Raw genomic sequence first — 15,570 nt, 5'->3', positions numbered from 1 at the left:
GGACACAGCAAGCGGAAGGTGACGGTGATGGCGGCAGGCAACGGCATTCGGGTCGACATCGAGGCGTTGGCCGGCTCGGCAGCGCACGTGGTCGGCCAGGGTGAAGATCTGGCGACGGCGCACATGTCCTCGGACGATCGCATAGCGACGGCGCAATCCGGCTGGGTGGGTAGCTCGGCTGCCGCGCTGCAGTCCCGCACCGCCGCATGGCTGGAGACGTCGCGGCGCCTGCTGACCAACGTCGGGGATCATGCGCTGACGCTGAACAACGACGGCATCAGCTTCACCACGCTCGAGCGGGACAACGTCGAGCGGTTGCGCGCAATCCATCCGCAGACCGGCGGATCGGCCGACCTGGCCTGAGCGTCACATCGGCGGCCGCGGATGACGGCGGGTGTCAAACCAGTCGCTAACGGGCACTTCCCATGAATGACAACAAATCCTGACGTGGTTGTCGTCGTGCCTGCTCATAACGAGTTTGCGGCGCTGACTCGGTGCATCGAGGCGATCAGGACGGCCGCTGCAATCGCCGCCGTCCAGACCGCGGTGGTGGTGACACTCGACGCGTGTGAGGACGACAGTGCCAGCCTCGCCGGGCAATTCGGGTCGGATGTGCATTTCCTCGCGGTGAACGAACGCAATGTCGGTGCCGCGCGCGCGGCCGGCTTTCGCTACGCGAGTTCGGTCTTCGCCGAGACACCGCCACCGTCGTGGTACGCGACCACGGACGCCGACACCCACGTGGACAGCGATTGGCTGGCCCGCCAGCTGGCCGCGGATGCCGACATGGTGCTGGGTTTGGTGCGGGTAGGAGAGTGGCGGCATCACTCCGAGGAAGTGGCATCGGAGTACGAGGCGCGCTATCGCGCCGAAGCGTCGCGCCATCAACACATTCACGGCGCCAACATGGGGTTCGACCCGCAGGCCTATTGGCGGGTCGGCGGATTCGCCGCACACGCCAGCGGTGAGGACGTCGACCTGGTGCGGCGGTTCCAGTCGGCCGGATACCGCGTCTTCTGGGACGAGTCGCTGTGGGTGACCACGTCCGACCGCAGCAACGGCCGGGCGCCGGGCGGTTTCGCCGAGTATCTCGACGAGGTCGCTCACGACGTCGAGGCGTCATGACGGCCGACCTGGTGCTCGGTTGGCAGGCGGGCGGCCGACTGACATTGCCGCTGCCCGGCTCTGGTGACACCGCGCAGCGGTGGCGCCGACTCGCCGAGCTGGCCCGAATCGACCTGGTCGCAGGGCGGTTGGCCGAGGCGCACACCGACGCCGTCGCGATCCTGGCCGAACTCGGCGGCCGGGCCGGCGACGGATTCTGGGGGGTATGGGCCGCGGAGGCGCCCAATGCCGTCGTGCACGCCCGCGGCGCGGGAGATGTGACCGTTCTCGCCGGCACCAAAGCATGGTGTTCCGGCGCAGGGCTGTGCACGCACGCGCTCGTCACCGCTCTGCTGGCCGACGGATCCCGTGGGTTGTTCGCGGTGGACCTGCGGCATGATTCCGTGCGGCCCGGGGAATCGAGTTGGCGCAACGCGGGCATGTCCGAAAGTGACACCAGGCCAGTCTCATTCGCTGATGTTCCGGCGATCCCGGTCGGTCGCCCGGGCGATTACCTGAGCCGGCCCGGATTCTGGTTCGGCGCCATCGGCGTCGCGGCCTGTTGGCTGGGCGGGGCCCGCGCGGTCGCCGAGCCGCTGTACCGGCGAGCCGCCGACGGCTCGGCCGACGTTCACCACCTCGCGCACCTGGGCGCCGTCGACGCGGCACTCACCGCAGCGGAGTCGGCGCTGACTGTCGCCGCCGACCATGTCGATCACGACCCCCACAACCGTTCCGGCGCAGCCGAATTGACGGCACGAAGGGTACGCGCAATCGTCGAGAGCACGGTTGACGAGGTACTCGTCCGCACCGACCGGGCGCTGGGCCCCGGACCACTGTGCACCGATGAACGGCACGCGCAGGCGGTCGCCGATCTGACCGTGTACATCCGGCAGAGCCACGCCGAACGCGACCTCGCAGCCCTCGGAGAACTCGCGGCCCGACACCGCGGCGACGGCTGAAAAAGGTTCGGCGGAAACACGTCACGGCCCGCGACGGCCTCACCGCGGGATCGGCTTGTGCTGTTGAATCAGGTCTTCGCCGAGGTCGTAGTCGTCGTCGGCGTCGTGGGTGAGAACACCGACCGCCGCGCCGTCTTTTTCGTACCACACCGTGAAGCCGCCGTGGTGTCCGACGAAGTGCGCTCGGTCGAACCCGTCGCCCCAGGCGTGATACTTCAACGTCGCGTCGCCGATGGTCGTCCAGAAACCAGGCACCGAGTCCCACTGCCCGGCCCGGCCCGCCGCCGCGGCACCGGCAATCGCACCCTGGTCCATGGCGTCCTGCCAGTGTTCGACGGCGATCGGACGTCCGGCGGCCTGATTGTGGGCGAACGCGACATCGCCTGCGGCATAAATGTTTTCGGCTGACGTTCGCAGACCCGCGTCGACGACGATTCGACCGTCGCTGACGGTGATGCCGGCATCGGAGGCCAACGTCGACTGCGGCGTGACACCGGTGGCCGCGAGGACCAGCTCGCAATCGATCACGCCGCCGTCTTCGAGGTGGACGGCGCCGTCGCTGAGCGAGCTGACCGCCGTCGAGCCGACGAAACGCACGCCGGCATCGCGGAGAAACCCGACGATTCGCGATCCGGCGTCCTCACCGAGCCGCTTGGCCTGCGGCGTCGAATCGGGGGCCACCAGCGTGGTCGTCACTCCGCGCAGAGCGAGAGACGCCGCCGCCTCGCAGCCGATGAAGCCGGCGCCGATCACCACGGCGGAATCAGCCCGTTCCGCCGCGTCGCGCAGTGTCGTCGCGTCCGCCAGCGATCGCAGTTGCAACGCTTTCGCACCGCCGGGCACGGGAAACGGAGCGGGTTTGGCGCCGCAGGCCAGCACCAGCGACTGGAATGGATAGCGCCGGCCGCCCGCCGCCACGAACCGCTGAGTGCGATTTATCTCGTCGACCCCGGCCGCCGCCACCAGCTCGATGTCGCGGTCCCGGAACCACTGCGCGGGATGCAGCTCGGCGTCGGCGCGCTCGGCGTCGCCCTGCAGAAACTCCTTGCTCAGCGGCGGCCGCTGGTAGGGAAGATCGGGGTCGTCGGTCAGGATGCGAACCGGGTCGTGCGCATTGTGTTCGCGGAAGGCTTCCGCCGCGCTCACGCCCGCCGGACCACTGCCCACCACGATCAGTCCCGATGCATCCATGCCTTTCGGGCTACCCCCGCGACAGTGGACCTACGCGACGCGTTCGGTTCCAGCGACGGTCAGCGAGTGTGCGCTGGGTAGTGTCATGGCCGATCAAACAGTCCGTTTCGGCAGCGTGGGAGGTGGTGACGTGCTGCGTCCTACGTCCGTCACCGGTGTGCCACTGTCGGACTTGGCCGCGCAAGTGGGCGCGGTTCCCGGCGGCGGGAGCACCGGATCTGAGCTGCAGATCACCGGCGTGACCTTGCGGGCCCAGGACGTCGAGCCCGGCGATCTGTTCGCCGCGCTACCGGGCGCGTCGACCCACGGCGCCCGCTTCTACCCCGAGGCGGTCGAGCGCGGAGCGATCGCGGTGCTCACCGACGCCGACGGGTTGGCGCAGCTGGACCGCGCCGCCGGGGCGGTGGCCGTGCTCGTGCACCCCGAGCCGCGCAGTGTTCTCGGCGAGATCGCCGCAACCGTCTACGGGCGTCCGTCGGAGCGCATCGCCGTGGTGGGTGTCACCGGAACCTCGGGCAAAACCACCACGACCTACCTGATCGAGGCCGGCCTGCGGTCGGCGGGACGTTCGGTGGGCCTGATTGGCACCGTCGGCCTGCGGATCGACGGTGAGGACATCCCCAGCGCGCTGACCACGCCGGAGGCACCGGCGCTGCAGGCGCTGCTGGCGGCGATGGCGGAGCGCGGCGTCGACACGGTGGTGATGGAGGTGTCCAGTCACGCCCTGACCCTGGGACGGGTGGACGGCATCGACTTCGCGGTCGGCGCATTCACCAACCTGTCCCGCGACCACCTCGACTTCCACCGGTCGATGGAGGACTACTTCGAGGCCAAGGCGCAGCTGTTCGATCCGGCGTCGCCCCGGCACGCGCGCCGCGCCGTGGTGTGCGTCGACGACGATGCCGGCCGGGCGATGGCCCACCGCGCTGGAGCTGCGGTCACCGTCAGCACCAAGGGCCGGCCGGCCGAGTGGCGTGCCGACGCCGTCACCGCACACGCCGGTTCGCAGGAGTTCACCGCGGTCGATCCCGCGGGCGTGCACCACCGCATCGGCATCGCGTTGCCGGGCGACTACAACGTCGCCAATTGCCTTGTCGCGCTGGCGGTTCTCGACGCCGTCGGGGTGTCCCCGCAGCAGGCCTCGCCGGGCCTGCGGAACACTCAGGTGCCGGGGCGGCTCGAACAGATCGACCGCGGCCAGGATTTCCTCGCGCTGGTCGATTACGCCCACAAGCCCGGTGCGCTGCACGAGGTGCTGCGCACGCTGCGCCGCCCGGGAGCCAGGCTGGCCGTCGTCTTCGGCGCCGGCGGCGACCGCGACCCGGGTAAGCGCGCCGAGATGGGCCGCATCGCAGCGGAATTGGCCGACCTGGTGGTGGTGACCGACGACAACCCCCGCAGCGAGGATCCGGCGGCGATTCGTCGTGAAATCGTCTCCGGCGCGGCCGAAGCCGGCTCCGAACTGATCGAGATCGGGGACCGGCGTGCCGCGATCGCCCACGCCGTGGCCTGGGCGACGGCCGGCGATGTGGTGCTGATCGCCGGCAAGGGCCACGAGACGGGTCAGACCCGCAACGGTCAGACTCAACCCTTCGACGACCGGGTCGAGTTGGCCGCGGCGCTGGAGGAGTGGCGCTAAATGATCGACCTCACCGTGGCGCAGATCGCAGAGATCGTCGGCGGCGAACTCACCGACATCTCCGCCGAGGACGCAGCCCGCCTGCACGTCACCGGCACGGTCGAATTCGACTCGCGCAGAGTCACTTCCGGTGGACTGTTCCTGGCATTGCCCGGCGCCCGCGTCGACGGGCACGAGCACGCCGCGGCCGCGGTGGCCGCCGGAGCCGCCGCGGTGCTGGCCGCGCGGCCGGTCGGCGTCCCCGCGATCGTCGTCGCCCCGAGCGCGCACCTCGCCGACACCGGCGCCGGTGTACTCGAGCACGACACCGACGGCTCGGGCGCGGCGGTGCTGACCGCGCTGGCCAAGCTTGCCGCTGCCGTCGCCACCGAACTGGCAGCCGGGGGACTGACGATCGTCGGCGTCACCGGGTCGTCGGGCAAGACGTCAACCAAAGACCTGCTCGCCGCGGTGCTTGCGCCGCTCGGCGAGGTGATCGCGCCGCCCGGATCGTTCAACAACGAACTCGGCCACCCGTGGACCGTGTTGCGCGCCACCCCGAGCACCGACTACCTGATCCTCGAGTTGTCGGCACGACACCTCGGCAACATCGCGGCGCTGGCCGCGATCGCACCGCCCAGCATCGGAGTGGTGCTCAACGTCGGCACCGCCCACCTCGGCGAATTCGGCTCGCGCGAAGTCATTGCTCAGACGAAAAGTGAACTGCCACAGTCTGTTCCGGCGAGCGGCGTGGTGGTGCTCAACGATGACGACCCCGCGGTGGCGGCGATGGCCGACGTGACCGCGGCCCGGGTGGTGCGGATCAGCCGAAACCGGGAGACCGATGTGTGGGCGGGACCGGTCACGCTCGACGAGTTGGCCAGGCCCGAGTTCACTCTGCACACCGGCGACACCGCGGTCGACATCCGGTTGGCCGTGCACGGCGACCACCAGGTCAGCAACGCGCTCTGCGCGGCCGCCGTCGCACTGGAATGCGGTGCCACCGCCGCGCAGATCGCCGAGGCGTTGGCCGCCGCCGGCCCGGTGTCGGGGCATCGGATGCGGGTGAACACCCGCGCCGACGGGGTGACCGTGATCGACGACGCCTATAACGCCAACCCGGATTCGATGCGGGCCGGGCTGCAGGCGCTGGCCTGGATTTCGGCCGGCAGCGGCGGTGAACGGCGCCGAAGCTGGGCGGTACTGGGCGAGATGGGCGAACTGGGCGACGACGCGATATCCGAGCACGACCGCATCGGCCGGCTGGCGGTGCGATTAGATGTCTCTCGACTCATTGTCGTCGGAACGGGGAGGTCTATGAGCGCCATGCACCAAGGCGCCGTCATGGAGGGGGCACGGGGTACCGATGTCCCAGAGGCCGCCCTCGTGGCCGATACCGACGCCGCGCTGGCCGTCCTGCGGGCGGAGTTGCAGCCCGGCGACGTGGTGCTGGTCAAGGCCTCCAACGCCGCGGGGCTGGGTGCGCTGGCGGATTCCCTGACCGCCGACGGCCAGGGCGATATTCGATGATCGACATTCTGCTTGCCGTCGCGATCTCGCTGGCGGTGTCGATCCTGCTGACGCCGATGTTGATCCGGTTGTTCAATCGGCAGGGCTTCGGCCACGAAGTTCGCGAAGACGGGCCGCCGAGCCACAAGACCAAGCGCGGCACGCCCTCGATGGGCGGCGTGGCGATCGTGGCCGGTATCTGGGCGGGCTACCTCGGCACCCACCTGGCCGGCCTGGCGTTCAACGGCAACGGCCCGTCAGCCTCGGGTCTGCTGGTGCTGTTCCTGGCCACCACGCTGGGTGCGGTCGGGTTCATCGACGACCTGATCGGGATCCGGCGGTCGCGCAACCTGGGCCTGAACAAGACCGCCAAGACCGCCGGCCAGATCATCGCCGCGGTGCTGTTCGGGGTGCTGGTGCTGCAGTTCCGCGGCGAGGCCGGCTTGACTCCGGGCACCTCGGATCTCTCCTATGTGCGGGAAATCGCCACTGTCACATTGGCTCCCGCGTTGTTCGTGCTGTTCTGTGTGCTCGTCGTCAGCGCCTGGTCGAACGCGGTCAATTTCACCGACGGACTGGACGGGCTGGCCGCCGGCTCGATGGCCATGGTGACCGCGGCCTACGTGCTGATCACGTTCTGGCAGTACCGCAACGCCTGTGCGACGGCGCCGGGCCTGGGCTGCTACAACGTGCGCGACCCGCTGGATCTGGCGATCATCGCCGCCGCCACCGCCGGCGCCTGCATCGGATTCCTGTGGTGGAACGCCGCACCGGCCAAGATCTTCATGGGCGACACCGGATCGCTGGCGCTGGGCGGCATCATCGCCGGCATCTCGGTCACCAGCCGAACCGAGATCCTCGCGGTGGTGCTCGGCTCGCTGTTCGTCGCCGAGATCGTCTCGGTGGTCGTGCAGATCCTGGCGTTCCGGACGACCGGTCGACGGGTGTTCCGGATGGCGCCCTTCCATCACCACTTCGAGCTGGCCGGCTGGGCTGAGACGACGGTGATCATCCGGTTCTGGCTGCTCACCGCGATCAGCTGCGGACTGGGTGTCGCGCTGTTCTACAGCGAGTGGCTCGCGGCAACCGGCGGAGGCTGATGTGACGCCCTCGCTCGAGCCGTTGGCGGCAGGGGCGCGGGTACTGGTCGCGGGTGGCCGGGTGACCGGCCGCGCGGCGCTGAGGGCGCTCACCGAGTTCGGCGCCGCGGCGACGGTGTTCGACGACGACCCGGCCACCCGGCAGCAACTCGCCGAGGAGGGCACCGCGGTCGTCGACTCGGCGACCGCCGTCCAGGGCATCGCCGACTACGCGTTGGTGATCGTCAGCCCTGGATTTGCGCCGAGCACGCCCATTCCGGCGGCCGCCGCGGCCGCGGGAGTTCAGGTCTGGGGGGATGTCGAGCTGGCCTGGCGGCTCGATCAGGCCGGCCTGTACGGCCCGCCGCGGCGCTGGCTGACGGTCACCGGCACCAACGGCAAAACCACCACCACGTCGATGCTGCACGCGATGCTCGTCGCCGCCGGCGTGCGGGCCCGGTTGTGCGGCAACATCGGCGACCCGGTGCTCGACGAACTGACCGAGCCCGCCGACGTGCTGGCCGTCGAACTGTCCAGCTTTCAGTTGCACTGGGCACCGTCGCTGCGGCCCGAGGCCGGGGTCGTGCTCAACATCGCCGAAGACCACCTCGACTGGCACGGCACCCTCGCCGACTACGCCGCCGCCAAGGCCGGGGTGCTGCGCGGCCAGGTCGCCGTGGCCGGCCTCGACGACCAGCGGGCCGCGGAGCTGCTCTCAGCCGCGCCCGCGCCGGTCCGGGTCGGCTTCCGGCTCGGCGAACCCGGTGTTGGTGAACTGGGCGTCCGCGACGGGAGGCTGGTCGACCGGGCGTTCGCCGACGACGCGCCGTTGGCGCCGGTGTCCTCCATTCCGGTGCCGGGTACGGTCGGCGTGCTCGACGCGCTGGCCGCCGCGGCGCTGGCCCGCAGCATCGGGGTGCCCGGCGAGGCGATCGCCACGGCGCTGTCGTCGTTCCGGGTGGGCCGGCATCGCGCCGAACTGGTCGCCGTCGTCGACCAGATCAGCTACGTCGACGACTCCAAGGCGACCAACCCGCACGCGGCCGAAGCGTCGCTGCTGGCCTACCCGCGGGTGGTCTGGATCGCCGGCGGGCTGTTGAAGGGCGCATCGGTGGACGAGACCGTCCAGCGGGCGGCGTCGCGGCTGGTCGGAGCGGTGTTGATCGGCCGGGACCGGGCCGTGGTTGCCGAGGCGTTATCGCGACACGCACCGGATGTGCCCGTTGTCCAGGTCCTCACAAGCGAAGATGCTGATATGCCTGCGACTGCTGAGTCTCCTGCTACCCGTGTGACACGCGTGAGTTTGTCGTTGGACGAGGCGGTCGGCACCCGTGTGATGAACGCCGCCGTGGCGGCCGCTCGCGACCTCGCCGGGCCCGGGGACGCGGTGCTGCTGGCGCCGGCCGGGGCGTCATTCGACCAGTTCACCGGGTACGCGGATCGCGGCGACGCGTTCGCGGCCGCGGTCCGTGCGGCACAGCGGTAGCACCGGGTGAAGAACGCACTGGCCCGGCTGGTGCGCCGGGGAACCAAGAGTGACCAGCCGGCGGACGCCGAATCAACCGGCGACGACAAGCCCGCCAAGGCGACCGTCGCGACTGCCGCGGAGCCCCGGACTCGATTCGGGGCCTGGCTCAACCGGCCGATGACGTCGTTCCACCTGATCATCGCGGTATCGGCGCTGCTGACCTCCCTCGGCCTGATCATGGTGCTGTCGGCCTCCGGTGTCCGTTCCTACGACGACGACGGGTCGGCGTGGACGATCTTCGGTCGCCAGGTGCTGTGGACCATCGTCGGGCTGTTCGCCTGCTATCTGGCGCTGCGGCTGCCGGTCCGGTTGATGCGGAAGCTGGCGTTCACCGGCTTCGCCGTCACCGTCGCGATGCTGGTGCTGGTGCTGATTCCGGGAATCGGCAAGGAGGCCAACGGATCCCGGGGATGGTTCGTCATCGCCGGGTTCTCGATGCAGCCTTCGGAGCTCACCAAGATCGCCTTCGCGATCTGGGGAGCGCATCTACTGGCGGCGCGACGCATGGAGCGGGCGTCGCTGCGCGAGATGCTGATTCCGCTGTTGCCGGCCGCGATCATCGCGCTGTCCCTCATTCTGGCCCAGCCCGACCTGGGGCAGACGGTCTCGATGGTCATCATCCTGCTCGGTTTGCTCTGGTATGTGGGGTTGCCGCTGCAGATCTTCTTGAGCTCGCTCGGGCTGGCGATCGTCGCGGCCGGGGTATTGGCGGTGTCGGAGGGCTACCGATCCGACCGGGTGCGTTCGTGGCTGGATCCTGGCCAGGATCCGATGGACTCCGGGTATCAGGCCCGGCAGGCGAAATTCGCGCTGGCCAACGGTGGTGTCTTCGGCGATGGTCTGGGCCAGGGCACCGCGAAGTGGAACTACCTGCCCAACGCCCACAACGACTTCATCTTCGCGGTCATCGGCGAGGAACTGGGCCTGGTCGGCGCACTCGGGCTGCTCGGACTTTTCGGGCTGTTCGCCTACACGGGCATGCGTATCGCCCGCCGTTCGGCCGACCCGTTCCTGCGCCTGCTGACCGCGACCACCACCTTGTGGGTGATCGGCCAGTCGTTCATCAACGTCGGCTATGTCATCGGCCTGCTGCCGGTCACCGGCATCCAGCTGCCCTTGATTTCGGCTGGTGGAACATCGACGGCCACAACACTTTTGATGATCGGCATGATGGCCAACGCGGCCCGGCACGAACCCGAGGCCGTCGCCGCGCTGCGGGCCGGCCGGGACGACCGGATGACCCGCATCCTGCGGTTGCCGCTGCCGGAGCCGTATTCGCCGACCCGGGTCGAGGCGTTGCGCGACCGGTTGCGCGCCAAGCCGCAGCCCGGCCAGCCCCCGCGGGCCGCCAAGCGCAAGCCACCCCGACCACCCGCCGTCGATAAGCGGGCTGCGCGCGCAGGGCATCATGTAGGCGGACAGCGGTACACCGGCCAGCGTCAGGCGCCGGGCCGTCGAGCACTGGAAGGTCAGCGCTACGGGTGAGCGACTCGGTCACGGGGTCATCGGCTATCACGCCGACCGGGCATTCGTCGTTGTCGGTTGTGCTTGCGGGCGGTGGCACAGCCGGTCACGTCGAGCCCGCAATGGCCGTCGCCGACGCCCTTGTCGAGCTTGATCCCGACGTTCGCATCACCGCCCTCGGCACCGCGCGCGGCCTGGAGACCCGCCTGGTTCCCGAACGCGGCTACGCGCTCGAGCTGATCACCCCGGTGCCGCTGCCCCGCAAACCCACCGGTGACCTGGCCCGGCTGCCGGCCCGGGTGCTGCGTGCGGTCCGCCAGACCCGCGCCGTGCTGGACAAAGTCGACGCCGACGTGGTCGTCGGGTTCGGCGGCTACGTCTCGCTGCCCGCCTATCTGGCCGCCCGCGGCGGGGTGAGCCTCGGTCGCCGGGTGCCCGTGGTCATTCACGAGGCCAACGCCAGTGCCGGCCTGGCCAACCGGGTCGGCGCGCGCAGCGCACAACGCGTCCTGTCCGCGGTGCCCGATCCGGGCCTGCCGCACGCTGAGGTGGTCGGCGTGCCGGTGCGGGCGGCGATCACCTCGCTGGACCGCGCCGCGCTGCGTTCGCAGGCTCGCGCGCACTTCGGCTTCGCCGAGGACGCCCGGGTGCTGCTGGTGTTCGGCGGCTCGCAGGGAGCCGCGTCGATCAACCGGGCGGTTGCCGCCGCGGCCGGCGATCTGGCCGCCGCCGGGGTGGCGGTGCTGCACGCGTACGGCGCCAAGAACACCATCGACCTGCGCGCCCAGGAACCCGGTGACCCGCCGTACGTCGCCGTGCCGTATCTCAGCCGGATGGACCTGGCCTACGCCGCGGCCGACCTGGCGATCTGCCGCTCGGGCGCGATGACGGTGGCCGAGGTGACCGCGGTCGGACTGCCCGCGGTGTACGTGCCGCTGCCGATCGGCAACGGCGAGCAGCGACTCAACGCGCTGCCGGTGGTCACAGCCGGCGGCGGCATGCTGATCGCCGACGCCGAGCTGACGCCGGGGTTCGTCGCCGAACAGGTGGCCGGTCTGCTCACCGATCAGGCACGGTTGGCGGCGATGACGACGGCGGCGGTGTTGACCGGCCACCCGGAAGCGGCGCGCCAGGTGGCGCGGGTCGCACTGGAGGTGGCGCGCCGGGCGCGTGATGGTCGGCGTCCGAAGAAACGGCGCAGTGCGCTGGATGTCGCGCGGGCGGCGCGAGACGCCAGGGGCGGCAGAAAGCGGCGCAGTGCCCTGGAAGTGTCCCGGCTGGAGCGGCGGCAATGACCTCGCCGATGACGCAGGCGCTGCCACCCGAACTACAGCGCGTGCACATGGTGGGCATCGGCGGAGCCGGCATGTCGGGGATCGCCCGCATCCTGCTGGACCGCGGCGGTGAGGTCTCGGGTTCCGATGCCAAGGAGTCGCGCGGTGTGCGGGCGCTGCAGGCGCGCGGCGCAAAGATCCGGATCGGCCACGACGCGTCGTCGCTGGATCTGCTGGCGGGCGGCCCGACCGCGGTGATCACCACCCACGCCGCCATCCCGAAGACCAATCCTGAACTCGTCGAAGCCCGCCGCCGCGGCATTCCGGTGGTGTTGCGCCCGGCGGTGCTGGCCAAGCTGATGGCTGGGCGGACCACGCTGATGGTGACCGGGACGCACGGCAAGACCACCACGACGTCGATGTTGATTGTGGCGCTGCAACATTGCGGTCGCGATCCCTCGTTCGCGGTCGGCGGTGAGCTGGGGGAGGCCGGCACCAACGCCCACCATGGCAGCGGGGACTGCTTCGTCGCCGAGGCTGACGAAAGTGACGGCTCACTGCTGGAATACACCCCGAATGTCGCGGTGGTCACCAATATCGAGGCCGACCATCTCGACTTCTTCGGCAGCGCCGACGCCTACATCGCGGTGTTCGACGCGTTCGCCGAGCGCATTGCCCCGGGTGGAGCGCTGGTCGTATGCACCGACGATCCCGGCGCGGCAGCGTTGGCCGAACGCGTTGCAGCACTGGGCATTCGGGTCCTTCGGTATGGCTCGTCCGGTGACCGGCTGGCCGGAACACTGCTGTCCTGGGAGCAGTTGGGCACCGAGGCGGTGGCGCACATCAAGCTCGACGGCGAAATCCACCCGTGGGTGATGCGGCTGTCGGTTCCTGGGCGTCACATGGCGCTCAACGCGCTCGGGGCGCTGCTGGCCGCTGTCGAGATCGGTGCCCCCGCGGACTGCGTGCTGGACGGCCTGGCCGGGTTCGAGGGCGTCCGCCGCCGCTTCGAATTGATCGGAACCGCCGCGGCCGTCCAGGTTTTCGACGATTACGCGCATCACCCGACGGAGGTCGCGGCGACGCTGGAAGCGGTGCGGACATTACTCGAGCAGGCCGACTCCGGCCGGTCGCTGGTGGTGTTCCAGCCGCACTTGTATTCGCGGACACAGGCTTTCGCCGCTGAGTTCGGCGTCGCACTCGATGCGGCCGACCACGTCTTCGTGCTCGACGTCTACGGGGCCCGTGAACAGCCCATCGCCGGAGTCAGCGGAGCCAGCGTGGCCGAGCACGTGAGCGTACCGGTGCAGTACCTGCCGGACCTGTCGGCGGTTGCCGAGGCGGTGGCGGCCGCCGCTGAGCCCGGCGATGTCGTCGTCACCATGGGTGCCGGCGACGTCACGATGCTCGCGCCGGAGATCGTCACCGCGCTGCGGTTGCGGGCCAACCGAAGCGCACCGGGCCGGAGGACACCGCGATGACCGGGCCCGACGGCGCGACGCCGGCCGGGACCGACGACGAGCCCATCGCCGCCGAGCCGATCGTGGACGCCGGTGACGACGACGGTGATGTCGCAGACGCCGAGCAGTCCGAGGAGCCGATCGAGGGTCCCCGACGACGCGAGCGCCGCGAACGCGCCGAGCGTCGCGAGGCCCAGGCCCGCGCGGTGGCGATCGAACAAGCCCGCCGCGACGCCAAACGCGCGGCCCGCGGTCGCGGCACGTCAGCATCCAAACCCGCTGCGCGGGGCGCGGTTCGGGGGCTGAAGCTGTTCCTGGTGTCGCTGCTGCTGATCGTGGCGCTGACCAGCGTCGGCCTCGTCCTGTACTTCACGCCGCTGATGTCGGCCCGCGGCATCGTCGTCAACGGCATCGGCGCCGTCACCCGCGACGAGGTGCTCGAGGCCGCGCACGTCAAGCCCGGCACTCCGCTTCTGCAGATCAACACCGACCGCGTCGCCGACCGGGTGGCCGCGATCCGCCGGGTGGCCAGCGCGCACGTGCAGCGCGACTACCCGTCGGCGCTGATGATCACCGTCGTCGAACGAATCCCGGTGGTGGTCAAAGACCTCCCCGACGGACCGCATCTGTTCGACCGTGACGGCGTCGACTTCGCAACGGCGCCGCCACCACCGGCGTTGCCCTACCTCGACGTCGAGAATCCGGGCCCAGCCGACCCCGCGACCAAGGCCGCGCTCGCGGTGCTGACGGCGCTGCGGCCCGAAGTGGTTGCGCAGGTGAGCCGGATCGCCGCACCCTCGGTCGCCTCGATCACGCTGACGCTCGGTGACGGGCGCACGGTGATCTGGGGGACCAATGACCGGACCGAGGAGAAAGCCCAGAAGCTGGCGGCCCTGCTGACCCGGCCGGGCCGTACCTACGACGTGTCCAGCCCGGATCTGCCGACCGTCAGGTAGTCCGGACCCGGTGCTGCGGCCGTCCGCCGAAATTCGCGAAATTCGCTTGCGGCGCGTCGGCGCGCCTGCACCGATCGTGTCCGCGGCGGCCATACCGTTCTGTTTGCGCGAATCAACTTGACATAACTCTAAATCTCTAGTTGAGGTTGAGGTTTGCCGAGGCGATTCGCACCGGAGCAGTCCCACCAGGGAGGAACAAGAATGATGACCCCGCCGCACAACTACCTGGCCGTCATCAAAGTCGTGGGGATAGGCGGCGGCGGTGTCAACGCCGTCAACCGCATGATCGAGCAAGGCCTCAAAGGCGTGGAGTTCATCGCCATCAACACCGACGCTCAGGCGTTGTTGATGAGCGATGCCGACGTCAAGCTCGACGTCGGTCGCGACTCCACCCGTGGTCTGGGCGCCGGTGCCGACCCCGAGGTGGGCCGGAAGGCTGCCGAAGACGCCAAAGACGAGATCGAAGAACTGCTACGCGGTGCCGACATGGTCTTCGTCACCGCCGGCGAAGGCGGTGGAACGGGCACCGGGGGTGCGCCGGTGGTGGCCAGCATCGCCCGCAAGCTCGGCGCGCTGACCGTCGGTGTGGTGACGCGCCCGTTCTCCTTCGAGGGCAAGCGCCGCAGCAACCAGGCGGAGAACGGCATCTCCTCGCTGCGCGAAAGCTGCGACACGCTGATCGTGATTCCCAACGACCGCCTGCTGCAGATGGGCGACGCCGCGGTGTCGCTGATGGACGCCTTCCGCAGTGCTGACGAGGTGCTGCTCAACGGCGTGCAGGGCATCACCGACCTGATCACCACGCCGGGCCTGATCAACGTCGACTTCGCCGACGTCAAGGGCGTCATGAGCGGAGCCGGTACGGCGCTGATGGGTATCGGCTCGGCGCGGGGCGACGGTCGCGCGCTGAAGGCCGCCGAGATCGCGATCAACTCGCCGTTGCTCGAGGCGTCGATGGAGGGTGCGCAGGGCGTGCTGCTGTCGGTCGCGGGCGGCAGTGACCTCGGGCTGTTCGAGATCAACGAGGCCGCCTCGCTGGTCCAGGACGCCGCGCACCAGGACGCCAACATCATCTTCGGAACGGTGATCGACGACTCGCTGGGCGACGAGGTGCGCGTGACGGTGATCGCGGCGGGCTTCGACGCCGCCGGGCCGGGGCGCAAGCCGGTGGTCAGCAACGCCACTGCCGCCGCGACCACCACGGTTGCCTCGGGCAAGCACGGCAAGATCAGCTCGAGCCTGTTCGAGCCGGCCGACGCCGTCAGCGTGTCGGTGCCGACCAACGGCGCGACCTTCGACATCGGCGGTGAGGACGACGATGTCGACGTGCCGCCCTTCATGCGGCGCTAGCCCCACGACGATGCGGACCGCCGTGCGGCGGGAAGGGGAGAGCGGCCATCGGCTTCCCGGGACGACGACGCGGGC

General features: G+C 70.0%; 13 protein-coding genes. 12 read left to right on the top strand and 1 reads right to left on the bottom strand.

Going from position 1 to position 15,570, the window contains the following annotated elements; all coding sequences use genetic code 11:
• Positions 1–27: 27 nt before the first annotated feature.
• The 3 genes from ACZYW1_RS20160 (at position 28) to ACZYW1_RS20150 (ending at position 2,066) form a co-directional block, all read left to right on the top strand.
• On the top strand, positions 28–363 hold the full coding sequence (locus ACZYW1_RS20160; protein ID WP_463788236.1) for a WXG100 family type VII secretion target: 336 nt from the start codon (positions 28–30) through the stop codon (positions 361–363).
• A 96-nt stretch (positions 364–459) separates the two neighbouring features.
• Positions 460–1,125, top strand: coding sequence for a glycosyltransferase family 2 protein (locus ACZYW1_RS20155; protein WP_463788235.1), 666 nt, complete (start codon positions 460–462; stop codon positions 1,123–1,125).
• Positions 1,122–2,066: an acyl-CoA dehydrogenase gene (locus ACZYW1_RS20150; protein ID WP_463788234.1), complete on the top strand. Its 945-nt coding sequence runs from the start codon at positions 1,122–1,124 to the stop codon at positions 2,064–2,066. The genes ACZYW1_RS20155 and ACZYW1_RS20150 overlap by 4 nt, the downstream gene beginning before the upstream one ends.
• Before the next feature lie 39 nt (positions 2,067–2,105).
• On the opposite strand, the gene ACZYW1_RS20145 is transcribed toward ACZYW1_RS20150, so the two are convergent.
• Positions 2,106–3,257, bottom strand: a complete 1,152-nt coding sequence (locus tag ACZYW1_RS20145; RefSeq protein WP_463788233.1) for an NAD(P)/FAD-dependent oxidoreductase — start codon at positions 3,255–3,257, stop codon at positions 2,106–2,108.
• An 85-nt stretch (positions 3,258–3,342) separates the two neighbouring features.
• Here ACZYW1_RS20145 and ACZYW1_RS20140 point away from each other — a divergent pair, with 85 nt between their 5' ends.
• The 9 genes from ACZYW1_RS20140 (at position 3,343) to ftsZ (ending at position 15,495) form a co-directional block, all read left to right on the top strand.
• Entirely contained in the window at positions 3,343–4,896 is a 1,554-nt protein-coding gene (locus tag ACZYW1_RS20140; RefSeq protein WP_463788232.1) for a UDP-N-acetylmuramoyl-L-alanyl-D-glutamate--2,6-diaminopimelate ligase, read from the top strand.
• Positions 4,897–6,405 carry a UDP-N-acetylmuramoyl-tripeptide--D-alanyl-D-alanine ligase gene (locus tag ACZYW1_RS20135; protein ID WP_463788231.1) on the top strand — a complete coding sequence of 503 codons (1,509 nt, stop codon included), beginning with the start codon at positions 4,897–4,899 and terminating at the stop codon, positions 6,403–6,405.
• Positions 6,402–7,484 carry a phospho-N-acetylmuramoyl-pentapeptide-transferase gene (gene mraY / locus ACZYW1_RS20130; protein WP_463788230.1) on the top strand — a complete coding sequence of 361 codons (1,083 nt, stop codon included), beginning with the start codon at positions 6,402–6,404 and terminating at the stop codon, positions 7,482–7,484. The genes ACZYW1_RS20135 and mraY overlap by 4 nt, the downstream gene beginning before the upstream one ends.
• 1 nt (position 7,485) lies before the next feature.
• Complete coding sequence (gene murD / locus ACZYW1_RS20125; protein ID WP_463788229.1) at positions 7,486–8,949, top strand: UDP-N-acetylmuramoyl-L-alanine--D-glutamate ligase; 1,464 nt, start codon at positions 7,486–7,488, stop codon at positions 8,947–8,949.
• Positions 8,950–8,955: 6 nt separating this feature from the next.
• Positions 8,956–10,476 (top strand): putative lipid II flippase FtsW, encoded by a 1,521-nt coding sequence (ftsW, locus tag ACZYW1_RS20120; protein WP_463788228.1) that lies wholly within the window; start codon positions 8,956–8,958, stop codon positions 10,474–10,476.
• Positions 10,473–11,750: an undecaprenyldiphospho-muramoylpentapeptide beta-N-acetylglucosaminyltransferase gene (gene murG / locus ACZYW1_RS20115; RefSeq protein ID WP_463788227.1), complete on the top strand. Its 1,278-nt coding sequence runs from the start codon at positions 10,473–10,475 to the stop codon at positions 11,748–11,750. The genes ftsW and murG overlap by 4 nt, the downstream gene beginning before the upstream one ends.
• An 8-nt stretch (positions 11,751–11,758) precedes the next feature.
• Positions 11,759–13,210, top strand: a complete 1,452-nt coding sequence (murC, locus tag ACZYW1_RS20110) for a UDP-N-acetylmuramate--L-alanine ligase (protein WP_463788811.1) — start codon at positions 11,759–11,761, stop codon at positions 13,208–13,210.
• Complete coding sequence (locus ACZYW1_RS20105; protein WP_463788226.1) at positions 13,207–14,145, top strand: cell division protein FtsQ/DivIB; 939 nt, start codon at positions 13,207–13,209, stop codon at positions 14,143–14,145. Before murC ends, ACZYW1_RS20105 begins: the two co-directional genes overlap by 4 nt.
• A 204-nt stretch (positions 14,146–14,349) precedes the next feature.
• The gene (gene ftsZ, locus ACZYW1_RS20100) at positions 14,350–15,495 is read left to right on the top strand and encodes a cell division protein FtsZ (RefSeq protein ID WP_292991365.1); all 1,146 of its coding nucleotides are present in this window, start codon (positions 14,350–14,352) and stop codon (positions 15,493–15,495) included.
• Positions 15,496–15,570 lie beyond the last annotated feature (75 nt).

It is taken from the genome of Mycobacterium sp. IDUB_36 (assembly GCF_055419225.1).
The sequence above is the reverse complement of the archived record's forward strand: the minus strand, read 5'-3'. Positions and strand labels throughout refer to the sequence as shown.